Source organism: Streptomyces sp. NBC_01276 (assembly GCF_041435355.1).
Lineage (GTDB): Bacteria > Actinomycetota > Actinomycetes > Streptomycetales > Streptomycetaceae > Streptomyces.
The window spans coordinates 2,432,205-2,458,409 of record NZ_CP108442.1 but is presented as its reverse complement, the minus strand read 5'-3'; the positions used below and the strand labels follow the sequence as shown (position 1 = coordinate 2,458,409).

Here is a 26,205-nt window from a genome sequence, read left to right as displayed (position 1 = left end):
CCGCACCACCCGCACGAGAGGGGAACCACATGACCCACGCCCACGGCGTACCCGAAGTGACCGACACCGACTTCACCGCGGAGGTACTGGAGGAACGGGGCCGGCCCGTCCTGGTGGAGTTCACCGCGGACTGGTGCGGACCCTGCCGCCAGCTCGCCCCCGTCCTGTCCGCCGTCGCGGCCGAGGAGGCGGACCGACTGAAGGTCGTCCAGATCGACGTCGACCGCAACCCGGCCACCGCCGCCCGCTACGGGGTCCTGGCCGCCCCGACGCTGTTCGTCTTCCGGGGCGGCGAGCCAGTCCGCCAGATGGTCGGCGCCCGCGCCAAGCGGAAGCTGCTCCAGGAACTCGAAGAGCACCTGGAGCAGCGCCCGGTCGCTACGGCCTGAGCCAGACCGTCGCCATCGGCGGGAGCGTCATCCGCAGGCTCACCGCACGCCCCTGGGCCGGCACCGGCTCGGGGCGCAGCGCACGGGCGTGGTGGACGCCGCTCCCGCCGTACGGTTCGAGGTCGGTGTTGAGGACCTCGCGCCACTGACCCACCTCCTGCGGCACCCCGATCCGGTAGCCGTGCCGCACCACCGGGGAGAAGTTCGACACGCACAGCAGCGGCGAGCCGTCCCGCGCGAACCGGAGGAACGCGAACACGTTGTCGTCGGCGGCGTCCGACTCCACCCACGCGAAGCCCTCCGGCACGCTGTCCCGCTCCCACAGCGCCGGCGAGGCCGTGTACGTGCGGTTCAGGTCGCGCACCAGGTTCCGTACGCCCAGGTGGTCACCGGCCGCCGGGTACGAGGAATCCAGCACCCACCAGTCCGGGCCGTACGTCTCGGACCACTCCGAACCCTGCGCGAACTCCTGCCCCATGAACAACAGCTGCTTGCCCGGATGGGCCCACATGAAGCCCAGGTAGGCGCGGTGCGTGGCCCGCTGCTGCCACCAGTCACCGGGCATCTTCGACACCAGCGAACGCTTGCCGTGCACCACCTCGTCGTGCGAGATCGGCAGCACGTAGTTCTCGCTGAAGGCGTACACCATCCCGAAGGTCATGTCGTGGTGGTGGTACTTGCGGTGCACCGGCTCCTTCGACACGTACCGCAGCGTGTCGTGCATCCAGCCCATGTTCCACTTCAGCCCGAAGCCCAGCCCGCCCGCGTCCGTCGGCCGCGTGACCCCGTCCCAGGCGGTCGACTCCTCCGCGATCGTCATCACCCCCGGGCAGCGCCGGTACACCGTCGCGTTCATCTCCTGGAGCAGCGCCACCGCGTCCAGGTCCTCCCGGCCGCCGTGCGCGTTCGGCGACCAGTCGCCCTCCTCGCGCGAGTAGTCCAGGTACAGCATCGAGGCCACCGCGTCCACGCGCAGCCCGTCCACGTGGAACTCCTGGCACCAGTACACGGCGTTGGCGACCAGGAAGTTGCGGACCTCCTTGCGGCCGTAGTCGAACTCCAGCGTCCCCCAGTCCGGGTGCGCCGCCCGGCGCGGGTCCTGGTGCTCGTACAGCGGCCGCCCGTCGAACTCGGCCAGCGCCCAGTCGTCGCGCGGGAAGTGCGCGGGGACCCAGTCGACGATCACCCCGATCCCGGCCCGGTGCAGCGCGTCGACGAGGAAGCGGAAGTCGTCCGGCGTGCCCATCCGCGAGGTCGGCGCGTAGAACCCGGTGACCTGGTAGCCCCAGGACCCGCCGAAGGGGTGCTCGGCGACCGGCATCAGCTCCACGTGCGTGAACCCCAGCTCCTTCACGTACGCCGGCAGCTGCTCCGCCAGCTGCCGGTACGAGAGCCCCGGCCGCCAGGACGCCAGGTGCAGCTCGTACACCGACAGCGGCGCCTGGTGCGGCGCCCGCGCCCCGCGCCGCGCCATCCACTCCGCGTCCTGCCACACGTACCGGGAGGCGGTCACGATCGAGGCGTTGGCCGGCGGGACCTCCGCGTACCGGGCCATCGGGTCGGCGCGCAGCGTGTGGCCGCCGTCCGGGCGCGTGATCTCGTACTTGTACAGGGCGCCCTCGGCCACCCCCGGCAGGAACAGCTCCCACACGCCGCTCGCGCCCAGCGAGCGCATCGGGTACGCGACCGCGTCCCAGTACGAGAAGTCCCCGGTCACCCGCACGCCCAGGGCGTTGGGCGCCCACACCGTGAACCGGGTGCCCGCCACCCCCTGGTGCTCCATCGGCTGCGAGCCGAGCGCCGTCCACAGCTCCTCGTGCCGGCCCTCGCCGATCAGGTGCAGGTCCAGCTCGCCGAGGGCGGGCAGGAACCGGTAGGGGTCGTGGACCTCGATCTCGTCGCTGTCGTACGTCACCAGGAGCCGGTAGTCCGGCACCCCGGTCAGCGGCAGCAGCCCGGAGAACAGCCCGTCCCCCTCGTCGAGGAGCTCCGCCCGCAGCCCCTTGGCGACCACCGTGACGGCCTTCGCGTACGGGCGCAGCACCCGGAAGGCCACCCCGCCGCGCTGCGTGCGGGCCCCCAGCACCGCGTGCGGGTCGTGGTGGCGGCCCTCCAGCAGCCGGGCCCGTTCCTCCGCCGCCAGCGCGGGGGCCGGCCGCACCCCGTGGGGCGGGGCGGCGCGGCGGGCCCGGGGGGTGCGGGACCCCTTCGGTGCGGCCGGAGCGGCGGGCTCGGGTGCGGCCTTGTCGCGGACGGTCGGTGACGGCTGTCGTGCGGCGCTCACGCGAGCGGCCTCCTCGGGGGCTTCGGGTGGGGGTGGGGAGTGGTGCCGGGGGTGACCGGCGGGGGCATGCGGTGGGCGGGTCGCTGGGGTTCCGACAGCCGGCGGATCGCCGCCATCGGGACGTGCAGCCAGTCGGGGCGGTGCCGGGACTCGTAGCGGGCCTCGTACACCGCCTTGTCGGTCTCGTACGCGCGCAGCAGCACCGGGTCCTCGCGGGGGTCGCGGCCGGTGGTGCGGGCGTAGCCCTCGCAGAACGCGGACCGGCAGGCGTCCGCCCAGGCGGGGGCGAACGGCCGGTGCGAGCGGGCGGCGTAGTCGAAGGAGCGCAGTATCCCGGCGATGTCGCGCACGGCCGGTTCGGGCCGGCGCCGGTCGGCCAGCGGCCGCGCGGGCTCCCCCTCGAAGTCGATCAGCGCCCAGCTGCCGTCGGCGGTGCGCAGGGTCTGTCCCAGGTGCAGGTCGCCGTGGATGCGCTGGGCGGGTACCCCGGCGCCCCGGGAGGCGGCCAGCGCGTCGAAGGCCCCGCGCAGCCCGGCCTCGTAGGGCTGGAGGGCGGGTACCTCGCGGACGGTGGCGGCGAGCCGTGCGGTCATCCCGGCGGCGAGCCGGGCCGTCTGCTCGGGGCCGAGCGCCAGGGTGGGCAGGGCGGCGGCGAGGGCGCTGTGCACCTCGGCGGTGGCCCGGCCCAGCGCGTGCGCCTCGGCCGTGAAGTCGGCCCCGGCGCCGAGCCGGCGCAGCGCCAGCTGCCAGCCGTCGTCGGAGCCGCGCAGGTAGGGCTGGAGGACGCCCAGGGTCAACGGTTCTCCACCGGGCAGTTCGGCCTCGTACCAGGCGACGGGCGCGGGCACCCGGGCGCAGCCGGCGGCGGCCAGCGCTCTGGGCAGCTCCAGGTCGGGGTTGACCCCGGGGCCGACCCGGCGGAACACCTTCAGGATGTACGAATCCCCGTAGATCAGCGAGGAGTTGGTCTGCTCGCCGGACAGCGGCCGGGGGGTGAGCCCGGCCGGGACCGGGGCCCCGGGGTCCCGGTCGAAGCGCAGCGGCCCCAGGGCGCCGGGGGAGCGCAGCCGCTCCAGCAGCATCGAGGCGAGCCGGGGGTCGCCCAGCGCCTCGTAGACCGTGCGGCCGGTGTACGGCCCGGACTCGACGTGCCCGATCAGGGCGGGGCCGAGGGCGGGCGGCAGGGGTGACGGGCGGATCCCGAGCAGGAGTTGGTAGCAGTCCCCGTCCACGTCGAGGAGCAGGTGCAGCAGGCCGGGGGTGGATCCCGGCGGCAGCAGTTCGGCCGCGGAGACGGCCCTGAGCCTGCTGATGGCGCGGCCCTTGCCCGCGAACCAGCGCTGGGCGGGCAGCCAGGCCCGCAGCATCGGTTCCAGCGGGGCGATCCCGGCGGCCCGGTCGGCCGTCAGCCGGCTCCGGGCGGATGCAGCCTCCGACATGGCGTCGCGTCCTTTCCCCGGGCCGTCACAGAATGCGCAGAGTGTCCCGGATGCGCGGCAGTTGCTTCCCCGGTATGGGCGAGTGTCGGGTCAGGATGATCCGTACAGGGGCGGGCGATTGACCCAAATGAGTGCCCGCCCCGTACATCGGCCCCGTCAGTCGGCGCGCTGGTCGCTCCGCAGGCGGAACCAGTAGAAGCCGTGGCCCGCCAGGGTCAGCAGGTACGGCCACTCACCGATCGGCGGGAAGCGCACGTCACCCGTGAGCTCCACCGGGACCCGCCCGTTGAACGACCGCAGATCGAGCTCGGTGGGCTGCGCGAAGCGCGAGAAGTTGTGCACGCACAGCACCAGGTCGTCCCCGTACTCGCGCAGGAACGCGAGCACCGCCGGGTTCGACGACGGCAGTTCGGTGTACGAGCCGAGTCCGAAGGCCGGGTTCGCCTTGCGGATCTCGATCAGCCGCCGGGTCCAGTGCAGCAGTGAGGAGGGCGACGCCATGGCCGCCTCGACATTGGTGACCTGGTACCCGTGGACCGGGTCCATGATGACCGGCAGGTTCAGCCTGCCCGGATCGCAGGAGGAGAAACCGGCGTTGCGGTCCGGGGTCCACTGCATCGGGGTGCGGACCCCGTCGCGGTCGCCGAGCCAGATGTTGTCGCCCATGCCGATCTCGTCGCCGTAGTAGAGCACCGGCGAGCCGGGCAGCGACAGCAGCAGGGCCGTGAACAGCTCCATCTGGTTGCGGTCGTTGTCAAGGAGCGGGGCGAGCCGGCGCCGGATGCCGATGTTGGCCCGCATCCGCGGGTCCTTGGCGTACTCGGCGTACATGTAGTCGCGCTCTTCGTCCGTGACCATTTCGAGGGTGAGCTCGTCGTGGTTGCGCAGGAAGATGCCCCACTGGCAGCGGTCCGGGATCGCCGGGGTCTTGGCCAGGATTTCGGAGACGGGGTAGCGGGACTCTCTTCGGACCGCCATGAAGATGCGCGGCATGACGGGGAAGTGGAACGCCATGTGGCATTCGTCCCCGCCCTTCGCGTAGTCGCCGAAGTAGTCGACCACGTCCTCGGGCCACTGGTTGGCCTCGGCGAGCAGCACCGTGTCCGGGTAGTGCGCGTCGATCTCCGCCCGGACCCGCTTGAGGAGCCGGTGGGTGCGCGGCAGGTTCTCGCAGTTGGTGCCCTCCTCGGCGTACAGGTAGGGCACGGCGTCGAGGCGGAAGCCGTCGATGCCGAGGTCCAGCCAGAAGCGCAGGGCGGAGACGATCTCCTCCACCACCGCCGGGTTCTCGTAGTTGAGGTCCGGCTGGTGCGAGAAGAAGCGGTGCCAGTAGTACTGCTTGCGTACGGGGTCGTACGTCCAGTTCGAGGTTTCGGTGTCGACGAAGATGATGCGGGCGTCCTGGTACTGCTTGTCGTTGTCGGCCCACATGTAGTAGTCGCCGTACGGTCCGTCCGGGGCCTTGCGCGACTGCTGGAACCACTCGTGCTGGTCGCTCGTGTGGTTCATGACGAAGTCGATGATCACCCGCATGCCGCGGGTGTGGGCCGCGTCCACGAACTCCACGAAGTCGGCGAGGTCGCCGAACTCGGGCAGCACGGACGTGTAGTCGGAGACGTCGTAACCCCCGTCGCGCAGGGGCGAGGCGAAGAACGGCGGCAGCCACAGGCAGTCGACGCCGAGCCACTGGAGGTAGTCCAGCTTCGCGGTGAGCCCCTTGAGGTCACCCACGCCGTCGCCGTTGCTGTCGTGGAAGGAGCGGACGAGCACCTCGTAGAAGACCGCCCGCTTGAACCAGTCGGGATCGCGGTCCTTGGCGGGGGTGTCCTCGAAGGTGTCGTGGACGGGATCGTTGATCATCATGTGGTGGGTGACCCTCCGGTGGGCGGGGACGGTCGCAGGGCGGCCAGTACGTGCGCGGGCGTGCGGCCCGGTTCCAGGCGCACGTAGTTCGCCCTGCCCCAGTGGTAGGTCTCGCCGGTGAGCTCGTCGCGCACCGCGAGGGACCCGTGCCAGTCGAGGCCGAGTACCGGCATGTCCAACGAGACCGTCGCCTCCTGGGTGTGGTGCGGATCGAGGTTGACGACCACCAGTACGGAATTGGCTCCGGCATGCTTCGAAAAGGCGATCACCTGTTCGTTGTCGGTCGTGTGGAAGTGGATGTCGCGCAATTGCTGGAGGGCGGGGTTGCGCCGCCGCAGCCGGTTCAGGGTGGTGATCAGCGGGGCGATGGTGCGGCCCTCGCGTTCGGCGGCGGCCCAGTCGCGGGGCCTCAGCTCGTACTTCTCGGAGTCGCGGTACTCCTCGCTGCCCTCGCGCACCGGCTCGTTCTCGCAGAGCTCGTAGCCGGCGTAGACGCCCCAGGTGGGGGAGAGGGTGGCGGCGAGGACCGCCCGGACCTCGAAGGCCGGCCGACCGCCCTTCTGCAGGTACTCGTGCAGGATGTCGGGCGTGTTCACGAAGAAGTTCGGCCGCATCACGGAGGCCGAACGCGTGCCGGACAGCTCCGTCAGGTATTCGGTCAGCTCCGCCTTGGTGTTGCGCCAGGTGAAATACGTGTACGACTGTTGGAAGCCCACCGCCGCGAGCGCGCGCATCATGGCGGGCCGGGTGAAGGCCTCCGCCAGGAAGATCACGTCGGGGTCGGACTTGTTGATGTCCGCGATCACCTTCTGCCAGAACACGACCGGCTTGGTGTGCGGATTGTCCACACGGAAGATCCGGACGCCGTGCTCCATCCAGTGCCGCAGGATCCGGACCGTCTCCGCGACGATGCCGGCCATGTCGGCGTCGAAGTGGATCGGGTAGATGTCCTGGTACTTCTTCGGCGGGTTCTCGGCGTAGGCGATCGTCCCGTCCGCGCGGTGGCGGAACCACTCCGGGTGCTTCTCCACCCACGGGTGGTCCGGGGAGCACTGGAGGGCGAAGTCGAGCGCGATCTCCATGCGCAGCTCGCGGGCGCGCGCGACGAAGGCGTCGAAGTCCTCGATGGTGCCGAGCTCGGGGTGGACGGCGTCGTGCCCGCCCTCCGTGGAGCCGATCGCCCACGGCACGCCCGGGTCCCAACTCCCCGCCGACAGCGTGTTGTTCGGGCCCTTGCGATAGGTGGACCCGATGGGGTGGACGGGGGGCAGGTAGACCACGTCGAAGCCCATGGCGGCGATGGCCGGCAGCCGCTCGGCGGCCGTCCGGAAGGTGCCGCTGACCGGAGCCTCGCCCGGCTCGACCACCGCGCCCTCCGAGCGCGGGAACATCTCGTACCAGGAACCGAAGAGGGCCCGCTTCCGTTCGACCTGCAGGGGCAGCGCCTTGGCCGCGGTGACCAGCTCGCGGTACGGGCGCTTCGCGAGCGCCGCGTCGACCGCCGGGGCGAGCGCGGCCGCGTAGCGCCGCTCCGCCGGCCGGTCCTCGTCGCGCATCGCGTCGGCCGCCGCCAGTACGGCCTCGCGGCCGTCGCGCTTGGGGATCTTGGCCGCGGCGCGGGTGTACAGCTCCGCGCCTTCGAGCAGGGTCAGTCCGGTGTCGAGGCCCGCCGGGATCTTGATGGCGGCGTGGGCGCGCCAGGTGGCGACCGGATCGCTCCACGCCTCGACGGTGTAGGTCCACCTCCCCTCGATCTCGGCGGACACCCGGGCCCCCCACCGGTCGGTGCCGGGGGCCAGCTCGTTCAGGGGGACGGGCGGGCGCAGTCGCCCGCTGGGATCGCGCAGGACGACGTGCGCGGCAACGGCGTCGTGGCCCTCGCGGAACACGGTGGCGGAGATTTCGAAGACCTCGTCCACGACCGCCTTGGCGGGTCTGGCGCCGCAGTCGACGGCAGGGCGGACGTCCAGCACGGGAATGCGACCGATCATGATGGGATCACCTGGGGGCAGTTCGCAGGGCTCGGTGACAACAGGCCAGCCGCGATGGCGACTGGTAGTGCACGCTCTGTTCGCTCTGTTTCTAGCCGCTCGGAAGACGGCTGGGCTGCGGGCATGGCCGCTCCTGTCCGCGTTCACTCGGGTGGCGGGGAAAGGTTGTGGGCGGGTGCGCCGTGCGTGTACCGCGCGTACCCGCAGAGCCCTGCCCCACTCACACCCCGCCCAATCCGTGCCGTTGGTTAACTACTCGTACGTAGTGGCACGCGGAACTCCGGGGGATGGATCGACATCCGCCGAGGCTCCGTCAAGTCGGCGAGGAGCAGCCGTTGTACAGCGAGATATCCCCCGTCCCACCCGCCACCAGGGCCCCACAGCCGGTGTTCGCTCTGCCCTGCGGGATGGAGCTGCGGCCCTGGCGGGAGGCGGACGCCCCGGTCCTCGTGGAGGCTTACGGGGACCCCGGCATCCGGCACTGGAACCGGCCCGAACCGGAGTCCCCGGAGTCGGCCGTCGCCCGCGTCCGGCGGTGGGGTCTGCGCTGGGAGGCGGGGGAGGCCGCGGTGTGGGCGCTGGCCGACCCGGGACCGGCCCCGGCCGTCGGGCTCGTCGGCCTCGGCGACATCGATGTGAGCGGCGGCAGCGCGGAGTTCCTGTACTGGCTGCTGCCCCGCGGGCGCGGGCGCGGCGCGACGGTGCAGGGCGTACGGGCCGTCTCCCGATGGGCCTTCGACGGCCTCGGCCTGCACCGGCTGCGGATCTGCCACTCGGTGGCCAACCCGGCCTCCTGCGCCGTCGCCGTCCGGGCGGGCTTCCCCCTGGAGGGCACGATGCGCGGCGCCCTCCACCACGCGGACGGCTGGCACGACGAGCACCTGCACGCCCGGCTGGCGACGGACCCGGAGACGGCGTAGCCGGTGGCCGCCCCCGCCCCCGACCCCGGCGCCGCACCGCCGCCGCCCCTGTTCCCGTACGTCGGCCCGCCGGGCCCGGCCGCCCTCGCCCGCCCCGGGGTCCGCGGGCGCGCGGTGCGCGGCCCGCGGGACCTGGACCCCCTCCCCGGAGACCCGGGCGAGCCCTGCACCTACGTGGTCGACCGGGAGGGGGTCCTGCGGATCGCCCCCCGGCGCAGCGAGCACGTCGTCTGCGCGGGCGGCGAACCGGTACGGGCGGCCGGGGAGATGGGCTTCCTGCGGGGCGCCGCCGGGCCGTGGACGGTGGACGCGGTGAGCAACCTCTCCACCGGCTACTGCCCCGACCTGACGGCCTGGCGGGCCGTCGCCGCCGCCCTGGACCGGGCCGGGATCGGCCGCCCGGAGGGCTTCACCCACGCGGTGGTCTTCCGCCGGTGCGAGAGCTGCCGGGAGTGCAACGTCGTCCGGGAGGACTGGTACGTGTGCGCCCTGTGCGACGCCGACCTGCCACCCCGGTGGAACGTCGGCCGGGGGATCTGACGCCGGCGGTCCGCCGCGCCCCGCGCACGCGGGACAATGCCCGGCATGGGTCTGACGGAGCAGCTCGGACATCCCGACCCCCGGCAACGGGAGGCCGCCGCACGCCGGGTGGCGCAACGGGTGTGGGAGCCGGAGGCGGAGGAGGCGATCGGCGCGGCCCTCGTGCGGGCCGTCGGCGCCGAGACGGAACCCGGCGCGCTCGCGGCCCAGCTCGACGCGCTGCCCGCCGTCGAAGCGGGACTCACCGACGAGGACCTGCACCGGCTCGGCCTGGTCCGCTCCGCCTCCCCGGTGCTCGCCCGGCTCCTCGCGCGGGCCGGCCGGCTCCAGATCTCCGCGCCCGTGCGACCGAGCGGCGCCGCCACCCTCGCCGTCGTGCGCTGCCTGCGCGGCGCCCCGCGCACCGGGCTGCGGCTGCGCACCCCGGACGGGGCGTGGACCGTACTGGAGCGCATCGAGCTCTACGGCCGGGCCGCCGACCGCCTCGACTCCGGGTACACCGGACGGGTGCTGCTCTCCGGGCCCGGGGCGCGCGGCCTGGGGGAGTGGGAGCGCCTCGACGCCGACCCCCGCCCGCGGGAGTGCGTACGCGGGCTGCGCGCGCCCGACCCCCGCGTCCGCGCCCTGGCCGCCGCCGGGGCCGCAGGGGCTGCCGGAGCTTCAGGAGCGGCCGGAGCGGCGGGCCCGGGAGGAGCCGCCGGAACCGGCGGGCCGGGCGCGGCCGCCGCGGACCCGGAGACGGGCCGGATGCTCTGCGCCGCCCTCGCCCGCGCCGCCGCCACCGAGCCCGACCCGTCCGCCCTGGAGTCCGAGCTCGCTGCCCTCCTGAGCCTGTCCCCGTTCCTCGGCCCCCCGGCCCTCGCGCTCCTCCACACCCTGGACGCCGCCACCCTCCCCGCCCGGCCCCGCACTTGCCTGGACGCCCTGCTGGGTCCGCACCGCACGGGCTGAGGCGGGATGGCCCGGGGCCGGAGCCGACGCTAGCCTTCCGGGGGCGTTGCGCGGGTGCACAGCGTGGTGCGGCCGCTCCTATCCGTCATCCCCTGCGAAGGTGGTACACGTGAAGGCCATCCGTCGATTCACCGTGCGCCCCGTCCTCCCCGAACCCCTGATGCCGCTCGCCGAACTCGCGCGCAACCTGCGCTGGTCGTGGCATACGGAAACCCGCGAACTCTTTCAATCCGTCGATCCCGAGGGCTGGCAGGCCGCCGGCGGCGACCCCGTCCGGCTGCTCGGGTCCGTGCCCGCCGCCCGGCTGGAGGAACTCGCCGCCGACCGGCGGTTCCTGCGGCGGCTCGCCGTCGCCGTGGCCGACCTCGACGACTACGTCCACGGCGGGAGGTGGTACCAGAGCCAGGAGAACACCGCCGAGCTCCCCGCCGCCATCGCCTACTTCTCCCCCGAGTTCGGGATCACCGCAGCGCTGCCGCAGTACTCGGGCGGCCTCGGGATCCTGGCCGGCGACCACCTGAAGGCCGCCAGCGACCTCGGCGTCCCCGTCATCGGTGTCGGGCTGCTGTACCGGCACGGCTACTTCCGCCAGTCCCTCTCCCGCGACGGCTGGCAGCAGGAGCACTATCCCGTCCTCGACCCCCACGAACTGCCCCTGACCCTGCTGCGCCACGAGGACACGACTCCCGCCCGGGTGTCGCTCACCCTGCCGGGCGGGCGGTCGTTGCACGCGCACATCTGGCAGGCCCGCGTCGGGCGGGTGCCGCTGCTGCTGCTCGACTCCGACGTCGAGGACAACGACGCCGCCGCCCGCGAGGTGACCGACCGGCTCTACGGCGGCGGCAGCGACCACCGCCTGCTCCAGGAGATGCTGCTCGGCATCGGCGGCGTCCGCGCCGTGCGCACCTACTGCGGGATCACCGGGCACGCCGCCCCGGAGGTCTTCCACACCAACGAGGGCCACGCCGGCTTCCTGGGCCTGGAGCGCATAAGGGAACTGGAAGGGGAGCAGGGGCTCGGCTTCGACGCCGCCGTCGAGGCGGTGCGCGCCGGGACCGTGTTCACCACGCACACCCCCGTGCCTGCGGGCATCGACCGCTTCGAGCGCTCCCTGCTCGCCCGGCACTTCGGCGAGGGCGGCGAGCTGCCCTCCGTACCGGTCGACCGGATCCTGGAGCTCGGGGCCGAGACCTTCCCGGGCGGCGACCCGGGGGTGTTCAACATGGCCGTCATGGGGCTGCGCCTGGCCCAGCGCGCCAACGGGGTCTCCACCCTCCACGGGGCGGTCAGCCGCGGCATGTTCGCCGGGCTCTGGCCTGGCTTCGACGCGGCCGACGTGCCCATCGCGTCCGTCACGAACGGGGTGCACGCCCCGACCTGGGTCGCCCCCGAGGTGATGCGGCTCGGCGCCCGCCAGATCGGGCCCGGCCGCACCGAGGACGCCCTCGCGGTCGGCGGTTCGCCGCGCTGGGACGCGGTCGCGCAGATCGCGGACCAGGACGTGTGGGACGTACGCCGGGCGCTGCGCGAGCAACTGGTGCAGGAGGTGCGCGACCGGCTGCGGGCCTCGTGGAAGCAGCGCGGGGCCGCCGACGCCGAACTGGGCTGGGTGGACTCCGTCCTCGACCCGGACGTGCTGACCATCGGGTTCGCCCGCCGGGTGCCCTCGTACAAACGGCTCACGCTGATGCTCCGCGATCCCGAGCGGCTGCGCCGGCTGCTCCTGGACCCGGACCGGCCCGTTCAGATCGTCGTCGCGGGCAAGGCGCACCCGGCCGATGACGGCGGGAAGCGGCTGGTGCAGGAACTGGTGCGCTTCTCCGACGACCCGCGGGTGCGCCACCGGATCGTGTTCCTGCCCGACTACGGCATGGCCATGGCCCAGAAGCTCTACCCGGGCTGCGACGTCTGGCTGAACAACCCGCTGCGGCCGCTGGAGGCCTGCGGCACCAGCGGGATGAAGGCGGCCCTCAACGGGTGCCTCAACCTCTCCGTCCTCGACGGATGGTGGGACGAGTGGTTCGAGCCCGACTTCGGCTGGGCGATCCCCACCGCCGACGGCCTCGGCACCGACGAGGACCGGCGCGACGACCTGGAGGCGGGCGCCCTCTACGAGTTGATCGAGAGCCGCGTCGCACCCCGGTTCTACGACCGCAACGGGCGGACCGGGCTGCCCGTGCGGTGGATCGAGATGGTCCGCCGCACCCTGGTGTCCCTGGGGCCGAAGGTGCTCGCAGGGCGGATGGTGCGGGAGTACGTGGAGCGGCTCTACGCCCCCGCCGCCCTCTCCCACCGGGCCCTGGACCCCGCCGCCGCGCGGGACCTCGCCTGGTGGAAGGGGCGCGTCCGGGCGGCCTGGCCGCGGGTGGCGGTCGAGCACGTGGAGGCGGTCGCCGCGGCGCCCGTCGGGGGCACCGCCGAGCTGGGCGCCACCCTCACCCTGCGGGTCCGGGTGGCGCTGGACTCGCTGGCACCCGATGACGTGGAGGTGCAGGCCGTCGCGGGCCGGGTCGACGCGCAGGACGTGATCCGGGACGCGCGGACCTTCCCGCTCAAGCCCGCAGCCGGCCCGGACCTGGAGGGCCGTTGGGTCTACGAGGGCCCGCTCGCCCTCGACCGCACGGGGCCCTTCGGCTACACCGTGCGGGTCCTGCCGAGCCACCCGCTGCTGGCGACGGCGGCCGAACTGGGACTGGTCGCCGCCCCGGTGGACGCCGAACCGATGGGCGGTGTGGTGCTGCGCTGACGCGGTGCCGTCAGGGGGCGGGCGGCGGGTCCACCAGCCGCTGCCCGTCCTCCACCAGCATCCCGGCCCGCTTCACGCTGCGCAGGATCGGGATCACCTCCACCTGGCCGACGCCGTCCACGGCGCCGATCCGCTCGGTCAGGTACGTGTAGAGCGCGTCGGTGTCCCGGCACACCACCACGGCCATCAGGGAGGCCGCCCCCGTCACGGCCGCGGCGAACGCCACCTCCCGGTGGCCCGCCAGCGCGTCGCCCACCTCCGCCAGCCGGGCCGGGGGGACGGTCAGCACCAAGGTGGCCTCCGCCTCGTTGCCGAAGAGCGACGGGACGAACTCCACGTCGAAGAAGATCGCCCCCAGATCGCGCAGCCGCTCCACCCGCCGCCGGGCGGTCGATTCCGACAGGCCGGTGGCGCGGGCCAGGTCCGGATACCCGGCGCGGCCGTCCCGGCCCAGCACCGAGAGCAGCGCCAGCTCCGTCTCGTCCAGGACGTACCGCTGCGGACCGGGCTCGACGGGGGGACGTTCCAGCGCGGCGATCTGGTCGGGCCGCAGCACGTCCACGCCCGGCCACGCGTCGGGCCCGCCGAAGAACTTCCGCAGGATGGTGTGGGCGCTGATGCCGGTCACCCGGCGGGTGCGCGGCAGCTTCTCCAGCAGCAGGGCGTCCCGGTCCTTGCGGGTCCGGGCCCGGGTCATGCAGTGGATCTCCGTACCGCCCGAGTTCAGGGTCACCCAGGCGATGTCCGGACGGCGGGCGAGCGCCTCCGCCACCGGGAGCGCGGCATCGGGGGCGCACTGCACCCGCAACCAGGACTCGAACAGGCCGACGCGGCTGCCCTGCGGCAGCCCGACGACCCGGACCAGGCCGTCGGTCCGCAGGCGGCGGTAGCGGCGTACGACCGTCTGGTCGGAGACCTCCAGCACCTCCGCGATCCGGTTGAAGGGGGCCCGGCCGTCGATCACGAGGGCCTGCACCAGGGACCGGTCGAGGGCGTCCAGCTCCACATCCTTCATGGTTTCCATCATCGCAGGCGCCCCCATGGGAGAAATCCGTCAGGGAGGGCCGGCCGGTGTGGGGGTGGGCGCCGGGCACTGAGACCTTGGGGGCACCGGGATCCACGCCTTTCCCGGGATCAGCGACCGAGGAGAACCCCCATGCGCAAATGGCTCCCCCTGACGGCCGTGTGCCTCGGGGCCTTCATGCTGCTGGTCGACGTCACGATCGTGACCGTCGCCCTGCCGGACATGGCCGAGGACATGAACACGGGCTTCGCCGGACTCCAGTGGGTGATGGACGTCTACGCCCTCGCCCTGGCCGCCCTGCTGCTCGGCGCGGGCTCGCTCGCCGACCGGATGGGACGCCGCCGCGTCTACCTCGGCGGGCTCGCGGTGTTCGCCGCCGCCTCCCTCGCCTGCGGTCTGGCGACCGGTCCGGGGGCCCTGATCGCCTTCCGCGCCGTCCAGGGACTCGGGGGCGCGGCGATGTTCGCCACCACCATGGCCCTCCTCAGCTCCGCCTACCAGGGCCGCGACCGCGGGATCGCCTTCGGTGTCTGGGGAGCCGTCAACGGCGCGGCGGCCGCGGCCGGGCCGATCGTCGGCGGGCTGCTGACCGAGCACTTCGGCTGGCGCTGGATCTTCTTCATCAACCTGCCCTTCTGCGCCCTGGCCGTCTACGTGACCGTCAAGGCGGTGGCCGAGTCCCGCAACCCGCGGGCCACGGGCCTGGACCTGCCGGGCATGGCCGCCTTCACGGCGGGCGCCGGGGCCCTGACCTACGCGCTGATCCGGGTCGGCGAGAACGGCTGGACCTCCGCCGCCACCCTCGGCCTGCTGGGGCTGGCCGCCGTCGCCTTCACCGCGTTCGTCCTCGTCGAACTGCGCAGCACCAAGCCGATGCTGGACCTATCGCTCTTCCGCAGCCCGAACTTCGTCGCCGTCATGACGGGCGGCATGCTGCTGTCCGGGGCCGCCTTCTCGTACCTGATGTACGTCTCCCTGTGGCTCCAGTCCGCCGAAGGCATGGGGCCGGTCCAGGCGGGTCTGGTGCTGGTGCCGATGAGCCTGGCCGCCTTCGTCGTCTCGGCGGTCGCCGGGCGGCTGCTGCACGCGGCGCCGCCGAGGCTGACCATCGCCGGCGGACTGCTGCTGATCGGCGCGGGGGCGCTGCTCCAGGCCTGGATGACGGACGCCGGCGACGGCTGGACGGCGCTGGTGCCGGGGCTGGTCCTGACCGGCATCGGCGTCGGGATGGCCACCCCTCAGCTGGCGGCCGTCGCGATGGCCTCGGTGGCGCCGGCCCGGGCCGGCATGGCGGGCGGCGCCCTGAACACGTCCCGGCAGCTGGGCAACGCCCTCGGGATCGCGGTGCTGGGCGCGGTGTTCCACGCCGGGCTGGTCTCCGGGCTCGGCGACCGGCCGCGCGCGACGGCCGACGTACTGGCCTCCGGCGGCGCGGGACGGCTGCTCGCCGAGGCCCCGGACGCGGCGCGGTGGGTGGAGGCCGCCTTCGCGAGCGGGCTGCGGGAGACGTTCCTGGCCTCGGGGGTGATGGGTCTGGCGGGCGCGCTGGCGGTGGCGCTGCTGATCCGCCGCCCGGCCGCCGACGCCCGGGTCCCGGCCCAGGCCTCCGCTCCGGCGTCGGCCGGCTCCGCCGGCCGGGCCTCCGTCTGAGGATGCGTCGTACGGGGTCGGCGGATGGCCCACGGGGCGCTCCGGGAGGGTGAACCTTCGAACGCGCTGCGCATGCCGAACCGTGTCGGCGGCCCGGTCGGCTCCTACGCTGCCCGCGGATGCCCACCGGACCGGCACCCCTGGAACCCGAGAAACGGACTCCTCCATGCGCCTTCGTACCACCGCCGCCGCCCTCCTCACTTCCCTCGCGCTCGTCGTCCCCACCGCCGGCCAGGCCCTCGCCTCCGGCCACGACCGCGACCACGACAGCCTCGGCACCCTCCACTACCGGTTCACCGACGGGGACGGTGAGGTCCGCAACGCCCAGATCCATCCCGCGGACAACGACACCTGCTACCGGCTGACCCACGCGCAGCGCCACCCGGCCTTCGCCGTGAAGAACGACACGGAGTCGACGGCGCTGCTCTTCGAGGACGGCAGCTGCGGCGGTGAGCCCCAGGAGGTCCTGGAGCCGGGCGAGCGGGCGCACGACCTGCGGGTCCGCTCGGTCTTCTTCAAGCCGTCCGACGAGCACCACGGCCGCCACGACGGCCGCGGCGAGCGGGACGACCGGGACGAGCGCGAGGACGAGGACCGCAGTGGCGGCCCGCGCCACGCCCAGCACCGGGCCGGCGGCCTCATGAACCGGGTCTTCCGCTCCGTCGGCTGACCCGCGCACCGGACGACCGGGCCCGGCACCCCGCGAAGGGTGCCGGGCCCGGTCGCGTCGTACGCCCTCAGCGGCGGCCGGCTCCCGCCGACGCGCCGCATGGAACAGGGCCGCCCGGGGAGGTCTCTCTCCCGGGCGGCCCCGTGATCTAGCGGTTCAGCTCTGGTTCACCGGCGCCCCTCGTGGGGGTCAGAAGGTGAGCTTCCAGCTGTCGATCTTGCCGGTGTCGATGGTGGCGAGGTCCGCGACACGGAGCTTCCAGACACCCTGGGCGACCTCGGAGGAGGCGTTCACGGTGAAGCTCTGGATGATGTTGTCCGCGCTGCCGCCGGTGCGGTTGCGCAGGTTGTAGACGGTGCCGTCGGGGGCGACCAGGTCGACCCGCAGGTCACCGACGTAGGTGTGCTTGATGTCCACGTCCACCTTGAGGGTGCTCGGGGCGTTGCCGGAGCGGGTCACGGTGATCGGGGACTCGACCGTCGCGTTGTCGTTGATCGCGTAGTCGTTGGTGTTCTCGAAGACGTTCTGCTGGGCGGTGCCGACCGTCCAGGTGAAGGACGCCGTACCGGTCTTGCTCGCCGAGTCGGTCACCGTGACGGTCACGTTGGACGTGCCCGCGGTGGTGGCCGTGCCCGAGATCAGGCCGGTGGAGGAGTTGATCGACAGGCCGGCCGGCAGACCGGTCGCCGCGTAGCTCAGCGCACCCGGGTTGGTGCTGGTCGCCTGGACCTGAAGGCTCACAGCGGTGTTGATCTGGGTGGTCTGGTTGGCGATCGGGGTGACCGAGACGCCGGAGGGCGCCGGGCGGCTGCCGACGGCGATGCCGGCCCAGGCGTTGGCCACGTTGTTGTACGTGACCGAGTTGGCGCCGTACAGGTCGGCTGCGGCCTGGAGGGTCGCCGTACGGGCGGCCGCGTAGTTGGTGTTGGACTTGAAGTAGCCCACCGTCAGCGCGCGGAACCAGATCTTCGCGGCGGCGTCACGGCCGATCGCGGTGACCGGGAGGCCGTCCGAGGTCGGGGAGTCGTAGCTGACGCCGTTGATGACCTTGGCGCCGGAGCCCTCGGACATCAGGTAGAAGACGTGGTTGGCCGGGCCCGACGAGTAGTGCACGTCGAGGCCGCCGAGGCCGGAGTACCACGCGTCCTTGGACCCGCCGTCCTTGCTCGGCTTGTCCATGTAGCGCAGCGGCGTGCCGTCGCCGTTGATGTCGATCTTCTCGCCGACGAGGTAGTCACCGACGTCGTTGGCGTTGTTGGCGTTGAACTCGACGGCCGCCGCCATGATGTCGGAGGTCGCCTCGTTCAGGCCGCCGGGCTCACCGCTGTAGGTCATGTTGCCGGTGACCGAGGTGAGGCCGTGGGTCATCTCGTGCGCGGCCACGTCGATGGAGGTCAGCGGGTGGTTGTTGCCCGTGCCGTCACCGTAGGTCATGCAGAAGCAGCCGTCGTCCCAGAAGGCGTTGACGTACGCGTTGCCGTAGTGGACCCGGCTGTACGGGGCGACACCGTCGTTGCGCAGGCCGTTGCGGCCGTGCACGTTCTTGTAGTAGTCCCACGTCAGCTGCGCACCGTAGGCGGCGTCGGCGCCGGCGGTCTGACGGTTGGAGGGAAGACCGTTGCCCCAGGTGTCGGACGTGCTCGTGAAGAGCGTGCCGGTGCCGGAGCTGCCCCCGTTGAGGTCGTACGTCTTGTGTCCGCCGCGGGTCGCGTCGGTCAGCGTGTAGTTGCTTCCCGACTGCGAGGTGCCCAGGGTGACCTGGCCGCTGTACTCGGTGTTGCCGATGCCCTTTTCGATGGCCTGCCACTCGGTGATCTTCGCGCCGGTCTTGGCGTTGGTGACCACGTGCAGCTTGCTCGGGGTGACGCCGTCGCTCTGCAAGCCGCCGACGACGGTCTCGTAGGCGAGGACCGGGGCGCCTTCGGCGGCCCAGATCACCTTGCGGGCACCCTGCTCGGCCTTGGCGTCCTTGCCGCCGCTGGCCGACAGCGCGGCGAAGGCGGTGCCCTCGGCGGCCGACGGGGTCACGGTGGCGGAGGTGTCCGCGACCTTGATCTCGTGGTTGGTGGCCTTGGTGACGCTCTTGGTGACACCACCCTTGGCGTGGACCGTCAGGTCGCCGCCGAGGACGGGCAGACCGTTGTAGGTCCGCTCGTAGGTGGTGTGCGTGGTGCCGTCCGCGTCCTTGACCACATCGCGGACGACGAGCTTCTCGCCGCTGCCGAGACCGAGGGCCTTGGCGGCCTGCGCGGTGGTCGAGTTGGCGTCTGCCAGGAGCGTCGCACGCTCCGAAGCGCTGAGTACGAGATTGGCCGCGCCCGGATTGGGCTGGGCGACCTTGGCGGCCTGCGACGCGGTGGCGTCGGCGGTGGCGGTACCGGCCTGTATACCTACGGCGAGCAGGGCTGCCGCGGCTACGAACGCTCCGGCCGCAGTGGCACGCCTCTGGGGGGTGGAACTCAACGCAGACTCCTTCTGCAAGGGGGGTTCCGGATGGCTGGGTGGGCCTCCGGGCAGATCAGGGCTGGTGCGATGAACGGATCGAAGAGTGCCATCAGTTGGCTGTGATGTCAGGGCCGCGTCAAAAGTTTGGCCGGAAACAGTCCGTTGTCCGAAGAGACGTATCCGGTATCCGAACCATTCACCTTCGTGTGGGAAGGGGGGCTCCAGGATCCGGAATAGTTGATACCGGTATTTAACGCTTGGGCAACGAGAGGCCTCGTTCACCCGAACGGCATTAAACGTACGGGTGTTTGTCGTACTGTTTCCCGGTGCGACAGACGCCCGTTGCCAGGGGAAGCCGCGGGCAGGCACCACCGACATAGACCACGTGCCAGGGGGGCCCATGAGGCATGTCCGTTTTCCTGCGCAAAGTGTGGCCGGAACGGCCGCGGATGCGGAGGGGACGACAACCGCCCCTGCGCGACGCCGCGGTGACAAGGCCCGCTGGTACCTGCCGGCCGCGGTGACGGCCGACTTCGTCGGGGCCGCGATGCCCGTCGGCCTGGTCTTCGACGCCGCCCAGCAGGCCAGGCCGGTCTCCTGCGCGCTCGCCGCCGCCCTCGCGTGGACCGGCGTGCAGGGCCTGAGACGACGTTACTCCTCCCGGGCACTGGGAGAATCCCGCGGAGTACTGCCCGTCGTGCACGACTGGCTGATTCTGATCGGAATCCTGGCCGTCGCCCGGGTGATGACGGGGGAGAGCACCCCCCGACTGGCCGCCCTCGGAGCGCTGTTGCCCGCCCTGCTCGTCACGGTCGCCTGCCACAAGCTCACCTACCGGCACCTGTCGGCCGCCCGCCGCGAGGCCCAGGCCGTCAGCCGGGTCCTGGTCATCGGCGAGCCCGAGGCCGCCGAGCACGTCATCGCGCACCTCGCCGCGCGCACCGACCACCCGTACGTCGTCGTCGGCGTGGTCGCCGTCGGCGACGGCTCCCTGACCAGCGGCGTCCCGGTCGCGGCCCGGTTGGACCGCGGGATGCCCGAGGCCCCGAACGGCGACTGGGCCCCGGTGCTGGGCGCCGTCCGCAGTCACCACGCCGACCTGGTGCTGGTGGCGCCGGGTGCCCGGATCTCGGGGGAGCGGCTGCGCCGGGTGGCCTGGGTCCTGCACGACGAGGGCCTCGAACTCGCCGTGTTCCCCGGGCTGGTGGAAATATCCGTGAAGCGGCTGGAAACCGAGTCCGCCGGCGGACTCGCCGTGCTGCGGGTCGCGCCGCCCGTGCGCCGCGGGGTGCAGACCCTGCTCAAGTCGGTGCTGGACCGCCTCGGCGCCTGCGTCGGACTGCTCCTGCTGTCACCGCTGTTCCTGGCCGTCGTGCTGGCCATCCGGCTCGGCTCGCGCGGCCCGGCCTTCTACAGCCAGCGCCGGATCGGCCGCGACGGTGAGCCCTTCGTCATGTGGAAGTTCCGCACGATGGTGGTGGACGCCGACCTGCTGAAGGCCGAGCTGACGGGGGCCAACGAGAACGACGGCCTGATGTTCAAGATGCGCCGCGACCCCCGGGTGACCCGGGTGGGCCGTCTGCTGCGCCGCACCTCGCTGGACGAACTCCCCCAGCTGGTCAACGTACTGACGGGCAGTATGTCCATGGTCGGGCCGCGCCCCCCGCTGCCGGAGGAGGTGGCGGAGTACGACGAGGTCGAGCTGCGCCGGCTCACCGTACGGCCCGGGATGACCGGCCTGTGGCAGATCAGCGGGCGCTCCGACCTCTCCTGGGACGAAACGATTCAGCTTGATCTCCAGTACGTCGACAACTGGTCGTTCACCAGCGACGTCGACGTGATGGGCCGTACGCTCCGCGCCGTCGTCGACGGCCGCGGGGCGTACTGAGGGCCGTGATGGGGTCAGCCCTGCCGGCCCTGGTCGAGCCACCAGCGGTAGGTGGCGGCGATGCCGTCCCGCAGCGGGATGCCCGGCTTCCAGCCCAGCGAGGTCAGGCGCGAGACGTCGAGCAGCTTGCGCGGGGTCCCGTCCGGCTTGGACGTGTCCCAGGCGAGCCGGCCCTCGAAGCCGGTCACCTCGGCGACCGTCTCGGCGAGCGCCCTGATGGTCAGGTCGTCGCCGCAGCCGATGTTGACGGGCTCGTCCCCGTCGTAGCGCTCCAGCAGCACCGCGCACGCGGCCGCCAGGTCGTCGACGTGGAGGAACTCCCGGCGCGGGGTGCCGCTGCCCCACAGCGTGACCTCGTCACGACCCTCGGCGGCGGCCTCGTGGAAGCGGCGGATGAGGGCGGGCAGGACGTGCGAGGACTCCAGGTCGAAGTTGTCGCCCGGACCGTAGAGGTTCGTGGGCATGGCCGAGACGTACGAGGCCCCGTACTGCTTGCGGTAGGACTGCACCTGCACGATGCCGGCGATCTTGGCGAGGGCGTACGCCTCGTTGGTGGGCTCCAGCGGGCCCGTCAGCAGGGCGTCCTCGTGGATCGGCTGTGGGGCGAGCTTCGGGTAGATGCAGGAGGACCCGAGGAAGAGCAGGCGGCCCACGCCGGCGGCGTGCGAGCCGGCGATGACGCTGAGCTGGATCCTGAGGTTGTCCTCCAGGAACTGCACCGGGTACGTGCTGTTGGCCATGATCCCGCCGACCTTGGCGGCGGCCAGCACGACCGCGTCCGGGCGCACGTCGCGCAGGTGGGCCTCCGTGGCGGTGGCGTCGCGCAGGTCGAGGTCGGCCCGGCCGCGGGTGAGCACCTCGTGGCCGTCGGCGGTGAGCCGGCGGGCCACCGCGGACCCCACGAGGCCACGGTGTCCGGCGACGAAGACGCGGGCGTGCGGGGGCAGGAGCGGCGAACTTGTCATACCGCCGATGATGCCAGTCCGGTGCCGGGGTGTTCCCCGGAGCCCACCCTCCGGGCCCCGGGCCCGCTGCGGCGCCCGGTTTCCGCTCGCTGCCACGATCCTGATGGTCCACCAGTCCGATGTGCGGCCCGGCCTTCCGGCCTCCGCCCGCGGCTCGCACGGGGCTCCCGATCCGAAGGGGCTTGAGCGCCCCGGAGGCCAAGCAGCCCCAACAGGGCAGTACGGTACGCATCCAGCCTCGGCCCGAGGGCGCGTTCCCGCACCTCACACCCGGCCGGCCAGGCCAGACACAGCCTGAACACGAACGACAGCAACGACAACCTGGGGGACCCCATGGGCAAGACCGCACTGATCACCGGCGTCACCGGACAGGACGGCTCGTACCTCGCCGAGCTCCTGCTCTCCAAGGGCTACACGGTGCACGGGCTCGTGCGGCGGTCCTCCAGCTTCAACACGGAGCGGATCGACCACGTCTACCAGGACCCGCAGACCGCGAACCGGTCCTTCGTCCTGCACCACGCCGACCTCTCCGACGGCGTGGCCCTGGTGAACCTGCTCCGTGACATACGCCCCGATGAGGTCTACAACCTGGGCGCCCAGTCCCATGTCCGGGTCTCCTTCGACGCTCCCCTCTACACGGGCGACGTGACCGGCCTCGGCGCGCTGCGGCTGCTGGAAGCCATCCGGGCCAGCGGGGTGGACACCCGGATCTACCAGGCCTCGTCCTCGGAGATGTACGGAGCGACCCCACCCCCGCAGAACGAGGGCACCCCCTTCCACCCGCGCAGCCCGTACGGCGCCGCGAAGGTGTTCGCGTACTGGACCACGGTCAACTACCGCGAGGCGTACGACATGTTCGCGGTCAACGGGATCCTCTTCAACCACGAGTCCCCGCGCCGCGGCGAGACGTTCGTGACCCGCAAGATCACCCGGGCGGTCGCGCGCATCAAGGCCGGCCTCCAGGACCACCTCTACCTCGGCAACCTCGACGCCGTCCGCGACTGGGGCTACGCCCCCGAGTACGTCGACGCGATGTGGCGGATGCTCCAGCAGGACGAGCCGACCGACTACGTGGTGGCCACCGGAGTGGCGGCGACCGTCCGCGAGTTCGTCGAGTCCTCCTTCACCCACGCGGGCCTCGACTGGAACGAGCACGTGCGCTACGACCCCAAGTACGAACGGCCGAGCGAGGTCGACGCGCTCATCGGCGACGCCTCCAAGGCGCAGGAGCTCCTTGGCTGGAAGCCGTCGGTCCTGGTGCCGGAACTGGCGCGGATCATGGTGGACGCCGACATCCGTCAGGTCGAGGACCAACTGGCGGGTGCGAGCGTCCGTATCGACCGCTGAGGCCTCGCGCTTCGCCTACGATTTGCCGTGTCCCGGTCATCACCGCGACCTTCCGCGGTCTTGGCCGGGACAAACCTGCCGTATGTCCGAAGTGTGTCCTCCGCGTTGCACCCTGTTGGTTCCAATTTGGTATGCAGGGGGTCAACTGAGGTGACCAGGGCGGCGCGTGAGCCCTAGTCTGCGCCAGTACATATGGCTGTTCGGATAGTTCCAGCCATCAAGCCGGGCGATTGCCCTGGGGGGCTCATGCGTAGATCCAGAGGGCTGACTGCTGCCCTCGCCCTGTCACTGGCCGGCGCCGGTACCGGAATAGGCCTGGTGTTGATGCCCCAGGCGTCCGCCATCACGCCGCCCGTGGCGTTCACCGCCGACGAACTGCCCACCTGGCAGCCCAACGGCGTCGTCTTCGCCATGGAGCAGGCGAACGGCACCGTCTTCGCCGGCGGCACCTTCTCGGCGGTCCGCCCGCCCGACGCCGCGGCCGGCACGGAGCAGGAAGCCGTGAACTTCGTGGCGCTCGACGCCGCCACCGGCAACCCCACCTCCTGCAAGCTGGCCTTCACCGTCGGCGACGGCACCGCGACGGTGCGGGCGCTGGCCGTGTCGAAGGACAAGAAGACCCTGTACGCGGGCGGCTACTTCGGCGCCGTCAACGGAACCCCGGTCTCCAGCCTCGCGGCGATCGACATCGAGACCTGCGCCCCCAAGGCATCGTTCCACCCGAGCGTCCCCGCCACCGTCCGGGCGCTCGCGGTCACCGACGACACCCTGTACATCGGCGGCGACTTCGGCACGGTCGAGGGGCAGACCCGCGAGCGGTTCGCCGCGGTCGACGCCGGCTCCGGCGCGCTGAGGCCCTTCACCGCCAACGCGGACGAGCCGGGCCGCGCGATCCAGGTCAGCAACGACGGCAAGAACGTCCTGCTCGGCGGCGACTTCTTCTCGGTCAACGGCTCCAACACGCACGCGCTGGCGGTCGTCGACGCCACCACCGGCGCGGTCGCCAAGACCTACTCCAACATCCCCTCCAACTCGGTGGTCAAGCACATCGCGGCCGACGCGACGGGCTACTACACCGGCAACGAGGGCTCGGGCGGCGGCGTCTTCGACGGCCGCATCGGCCTCGACACCAACTTCAACGAGAAGTGGCGCGACCGCTGCCTGGGCGCCACCCAGTACGTGCTGCCGTACGACGGGGTGCTCTACAGCTCCTCGCACGCGCACGACTGCTCGCTGGAGGGCCAGTTCCCCGACGGCAAGCGCAACTTCCTGCTGGCCCAGCAGACCGACCACAAGGGTGCCGCCCCCGCGCCCGTGGACGGCTTCGTGCAGAGCCCGCCGAAGCTCGGATGGCACCCCACCGCGAACGACGGCATCGGTGAGGGCATCGGCCCGCGCGTCATGTCGATCGCCGAGAAGGACGACGTCAAGTACATGTGGGTCGGCGGTGAGTTCACCCTCATCAACGGCCGCGCGCAGCAGGGCCTGACCCGCTTCGCGTCCACCGGTGACGTCGGTGCCCCGACCACCCCGATCGCCGGCGCCGGCAGCGTCAAGCCCGGTGAGGCCCAGGTCCGCTGGCGCACCAGCTACGACCAGGACGACAGCAAGCTGACGTACCGGATCTACCGCAACGGCTCGGGCACCCCGATCGCCACGGTCTCGGCCGAGTCCCTGGAGTGGGAGCGCCCGCAGGCCTCCTGGACCGACACCACCGTCAAGGCGGGCCAGGCCTACAGCTACCGGGTGACCGCCACCGACGGCGCGGGCAACACCAGCGCGCTGTCGGCGAACGTCTCCGTGACCGTCCCGACCTCGGTCCAGGCCTACCCGGACAAGGTCCGCGCGGACGGCGCCAACCTCTACTGGCGCTACGACGACACCGTCAGCCCGTACGTGGCCGACTCCTCGGTCTCCGGCAACACCGGCGGCGTCCAGGTCAGCGCCCCGGCCCTGGGCCAGAGCCCCGGCGCCATCACCGGCACCAGCACGGCGATGGGCTTCAACGGCACCAACCAGCAGGTGTACAGCGACCACCGCCAGACGGTCGGCGCCGCGTACTCCATCGAGACCTGGTTCAAGACCGGCACCACCCGCGGCGGCAAGCTGATCGGCTTCGGCAACAACACCGTCAACAGCAGCGGGTCGTACGACAAGCAGATCTACATGACCAACACCGGTCGTCTGGTCTTCGGCGTCTACAACGGCTCCGCCCGCACCATCTCCACCGGCCTGTTCGAGACGTACAACGACAACAAGTGGCACCACGTCGTCGGTACGCAGGGCCCCGGCGGCATGACGCTGTACGTCGACGGCCAGAACAAGGGCACGAACAGTGCCACGAACTCCACGCCGTACGCCGGTTTCTGGCACGTGGGCGGCGACAACCTCAGCAGCTGGCCGTCCCGTCCGACCAGCAACTTCTTCGCCGGGACCATCGACGAGACGGCCGTCTACCCCTCGGCGCTGACCCAGGCCCAGGTCAAGTCCCACTTCGACCTGGCCAAGGCCGCCGTCGACACGGTCTCCAAGGTCGTCGCCACCGAGGACACCTACATCAACCAGGGCGCCCCGAGCACCGCCTACGGCACCTCCACCCAGCTCGCGGTGCGCGGTACCTCGGCGTACGAGTCGTACCTGCGCTTCACCCTCCCGGCGGCTCCGTCCGGGCAGGTCCTCAAGAGCGCCTCCCTCCAGTTCAAGACCTCCACGCAGGCCGGGGCCGGCACCGCCGACACCGTCTCCGTGGTCCCGGTCACCGGTACCTGGAGCGGCACGGGCACGACGTTCAACACCAAGCCCACGCTCGGCACCGCCCCGCTCGGTTCCATCTCGGGCGTGCCGGACGGTTCGGCCGTGCAGAACGTCGAGCTGGACACCACCGCCGTCTCCGCCGTGCTGGGCAGCAGCTACAGCCTCGGCCTGACGAGCACGGGCACCGACGCGATGTGGCTGTGGTCCGCGGAGTCGACGGCCGCGGACGCCGCTCCGCAGCTGATCCTCACCTTCGGCCCGAAGTAACCGCCTGACGGCGTACGGGGCCCGGCCGGCACACGGCGGGCCCCGTACGCCTTTCCGACCCCGTAGGGGAGC

17 protein-coding genes are annotated in these 26,205 nt (G+C 72.2%); 10 read left to right on the top strand and 7 right to left on the bottom strand.

All coding sequences use genetic code 11. From position 1 onward, the window contains the following. Positions 1 to 29: 29 nt before the first annotated feature. Positions 30 to 389, top strand: coding sequence for a thioredoxin family protein (locus OG295_RS10300; protein ID WP_371676607.1), 360 nt, complete (start codon positions 30 to 32; stop codon positions 387 to 389). Here the strand turns inward: OG295_RS10300 and glgB are convergent. The 4 genes from glgB to OG295_RS10280 form a co-directional block, all read right to left on the bottom strand. Then, positions 379 to 2,673, bottom strand: coding sequence for a 1,4-alpha-glucan branching enzyme (glgB, locus tag OG295_RS10295; protein WP_371676606.1), 2,295 nt, complete (start codon positions 2,671 to 2,673; stop codon positions 379 to 381). The genes OG295_RS10300 and glgB overlap by 11 nt on opposite strands. Further along, positions 2,670 to 4,112 carry a phosphotransferase gene (locus OG295_RS10290; RefSeq protein ID WP_371676605.1) on the bottom strand — a complete coding sequence of 481 codons (1,443 nt, stop codon included), beginning with the start codon at positions 4,110 to 4,112 and terminating at the stop codon, positions 2,670 to 2,672. Before OG295_RS10290 ends, glgB begins: the two co-directional genes overlap by 4 nt. Before the next feature lie 156 nt (positions 4,113 to 4,268). Further along, a complete protein-coding gene (gene treS, locus OG295_RS10285) occupies positions 4,269 to 5,975 on the bottom strand; it encodes a maltose alpha-D-glucosyltransferase (protein WP_371676604.1) in 1,707 nt (568 codons plus the stop codon). Next, positions 5,972 to 7,966, bottom strand: a complete 1,995-nt coding sequence (locus OG295_RS10280) for a maltotransferase domain-containing protein (RefSeq protein ID WP_371676603.1) — start codon at positions 7,964 to 7,966, stop codon at positions 5,972 to 5,974. The genes treS and OG295_RS10280 overlap by 4 nt, the downstream gene beginning before the upstream one ends. Before the next feature lie 335 nt (positions 7,967 to 8,301). On the opposite strand from OG295_RS10280, the gene OG295_RS10275 reads away from it, so the two are divergent. The 4 genes from OG295_RS10275 to glgP all read left to right on the top strand — a co-directional run bounded on the left by OG295_RS10275 (position 8,302) and on the right by glgP (position 13,123). After that, entirely contained in the window at positions 8,302 to 8,886 is a 585-nt protein-coding gene (locus OG295_RS10275) for a GNAT family N-acetyltransferase (protein WP_371676602.1), read from the top strand. 3 nt (positions 8,887 to 8,889) lie between these two features. Beyond that, positions 8,890 to 9,426 (top strand): hypothetical protein, encoded by a 537-nt coding sequence (locus OG295_RS10270; protein ID WP_371676601.1) that lies wholly within the window; start codon positions 8,890 to 8,892, stop codon positions 9,424 to 9,426. A 45-nt stretch (positions 9,427 to 9,471) separates the two neighbouring features. Then, on the top strand, positions 9,472 to 10,377 hold the full coding sequence (locus tag OG295_RS10265; protein ID WP_371676600.1) for a hypothetical protein: 906 nt from the start codon (positions 9,472 to 9,474) through the stop codon (positions 10,375 to 10,377). A 109-nt stretch (positions 10,378 to 10,486) separates the two neighbouring features. After that, positions 10,487 to 13,123, top strand: a complete 2,637-nt coding sequence (gene glgP, locus OG295_RS10260; protein ID WP_371676599.1) for an alpha-glucan family phosphorylase — start codon at positions 10,487 to 10,489, stop codon at positions 13,121 to 13,123. Positions 13,124 to 13,133: 10 nt separating this feature from the next. Here the strand turns inward: glgP and OG295_RS10255 are convergent, their stop codons facing one another. Beyond that, the gene (locus OG295_RS10255; protein ID WP_371676598.1) at positions 13,134 to 14,138 is read right to left on the bottom strand and encodes an Lrp/AsnC family transcriptional regulator; all 1,005 of its coding nucleotides are present in this window, start codon (positions 14,136 to 14,138) and stop codon (positions 13,134 to 13,136) included. A gap of 141 nt (positions 14,139 to 14,279) precedes the next feature. Between OG295_RS10255 and OG295_RS10250 the strand changes: the two genes are divergently transcribed. Together OG295_RS10250 and OG295_RS10245 are read left to right on the top strand one after the other, a co-directional pair. Next, a complete protein-coding gene (locus OG295_RS10250) occupies positions 14,280 to 15,797 on the top strand; it encodes an MFS transporter (protein ID WP_371676597.1) in 1,518 nt (505 codons plus the stop codon). 166 nt (positions 15,798 to 15,963) lie between these two features. Then, positions 15,964 to 16,467: a hypothetical protein gene (locus OG295_RS10245; protein WP_371676596.1), complete on the top strand. Its 504-nt coding sequence runs from the start codon at positions 15,964 to 15,966 to the stop codon at positions 16,465 to 16,467. A 189-nt stretch (positions 16,468 to 16,656) separates the two neighbouring features. On the opposite strand, the gene OG295_RS10240 is transcribed toward OG295_RS10245, so the two are convergent. Further along, positions 16,657 to 18,930, bottom strand: coding sequence for a M4 family metallopeptidase (locus OG295_RS10240; protein ID WP_371676595.1), 2,274 nt, complete (start codon positions 18,928 to 18,930; stop codon positions 16,657 to 16,659). Between the two features lie 382 nt (positions 18,931 to 19,312). Between OG295_RS10240 and OG295_RS10235 the strand changes: the two genes are divergently transcribed. Next, the gene (locus OG295_RS10235; protein WP_371676594.1) at positions 19,313 to 20,800 is read left to right on the top strand and encodes a sugar transferase; all 1,488 of its coding nucleotides are present in this window, start codon (positions 19,313 to 19,315) and stop codon (positions 20,798 to 20,800) included. A gap of 14 nt (positions 20,801 to 20,814) precedes the next feature. On the opposite strand, the gene OG295_RS10230 is transcribed toward OG295_RS10235, so the two are convergent. Further along, positions 20,815 to 21,765 (bottom strand): GDP-L-fucose synthase family protein, encoded by a 951-nt coding sequence (locus tag OG295_RS10230; RefSeq protein ID WP_371676593.1) that lies wholly within the window; start codon positions 21,763 to 21,765, stop codon positions 20,815 to 20,817. Positions 21,766 to 22,098: 333 nt separating this feature from the next. Here OG295_RS10230 and gmd point away from each other — a divergent pair, with 333 nt between their 5' ends. Next, positions 22,099 to 23,112 (top strand): GDP-mannose 4,6-dehydratase, encoded by a 1,014-nt coding sequence (gene gmd / locus OG295_RS10225; RefSeq protein WP_030235965.1) that lies wholly within the window; start codon positions 22,099 to 22,101, stop codon positions 23,110 to 23,112. A gap of 246 nt (positions 23,113 to 23,358) precedes the next feature. Further along, positions 23,359 to 26,133 carry a LamG-like jellyroll fold domain-containing protein gene (locus OG295_RS10220; RefSeq protein WP_371676592.1) on the top strand — a complete coding sequence of 925 codons (2,775 nt, stop codon included), beginning with the start codon at positions 23,359 to 23,361 and terminating at the stop codon, positions 26,131 to 26,133. Positions 26,134 to 26,205 lie beyond the last annotated feature (72 nt).

Bases quoted from the DNA above. Each gene is read 5' to 3' on its own strand.
- OG295_RS10300 (WP_371676607.1), top strand. From the start codon at position 30: ATGACCCACGCCCACGGCGTACCCGAAGTGACCGACACCGACTTCACC.
- OG295_RS10290 (WP_371676605.1), bottom strand. From the start codon at position 4,112: ATGTCGGAGGCTGCATCCGCCCGGAGCCGGCTGACGGCCGACCGGGCC.
- treS (WP_371676604.1), bottom strand. From the start codon at position 5,975: ATGATGATCAACGATCCCGTCCACGACACCTTCGAGGACACCCCCGCC.
- OG295_RS10280 (WP_371676603.1), bottom strand. From the start codon at position 7,966: ATGATCGGTCGCATTCCCGTGCTGGACGTCCGCCCTGCCGTCGACTGC.
- OG295_RS10265 (WP_371676600.1), top strand. From the start codon at position 9,472: ATGGGTCTGACGGAGCAGCTCGGACATCCCGACCCCCGGCAACGGGAG.
- OG295_RS10255 (WP_371676598.1), bottom strand. From the start codon at position 14,138: ATGAAGGATGTGGAGCTGGACGCCCTCGACCGGTCCCTGGTGCAGGCC.
- OG295_RS10250 (WP_371676597.1), top strand. From the start codon at position 14,280: ATGCGCAAATGGCTCCCCCTGACGGCCGTGTGCCTCGGGGCCTTCATG.
- OG295_RS10245 (WP_371676596.1), top strand. From the start codon at position 15,964: ATGCGCCTTCGTACCACCGCCGCCGCCCTCCTCACTTCCCTCGCGCTC.
- OG295_RS10235 (WP_371676594.1), top strand. From the start codon at position 19,313: ATGAGGCATGTCCGTTTTCCTGCGCAAAGTGTGGCCGGAACGGCCGCG.
- OG295_RS10230 (WP_371676593.1), bottom strand. From the start codon at position 21,765: ATGACAAGTTCGCCGCTCCTGCCCCCGCACGCCCGCGTCTTCGTCGCC.
- gmd (WP_030235965.1), top strand. From the start codon at position 22,099: ATGGGCAAGACCGCACTGATCACCGGCGTCACCGGACAGGACGGCTCG.
- OG295_RS10220 (WP_371676592.1), top strand. From the start codon at position 23,359: ATGCGTAGATCCAGAGGGCTGACTGCTGCCCTCGCCCTGTCACTGGCC.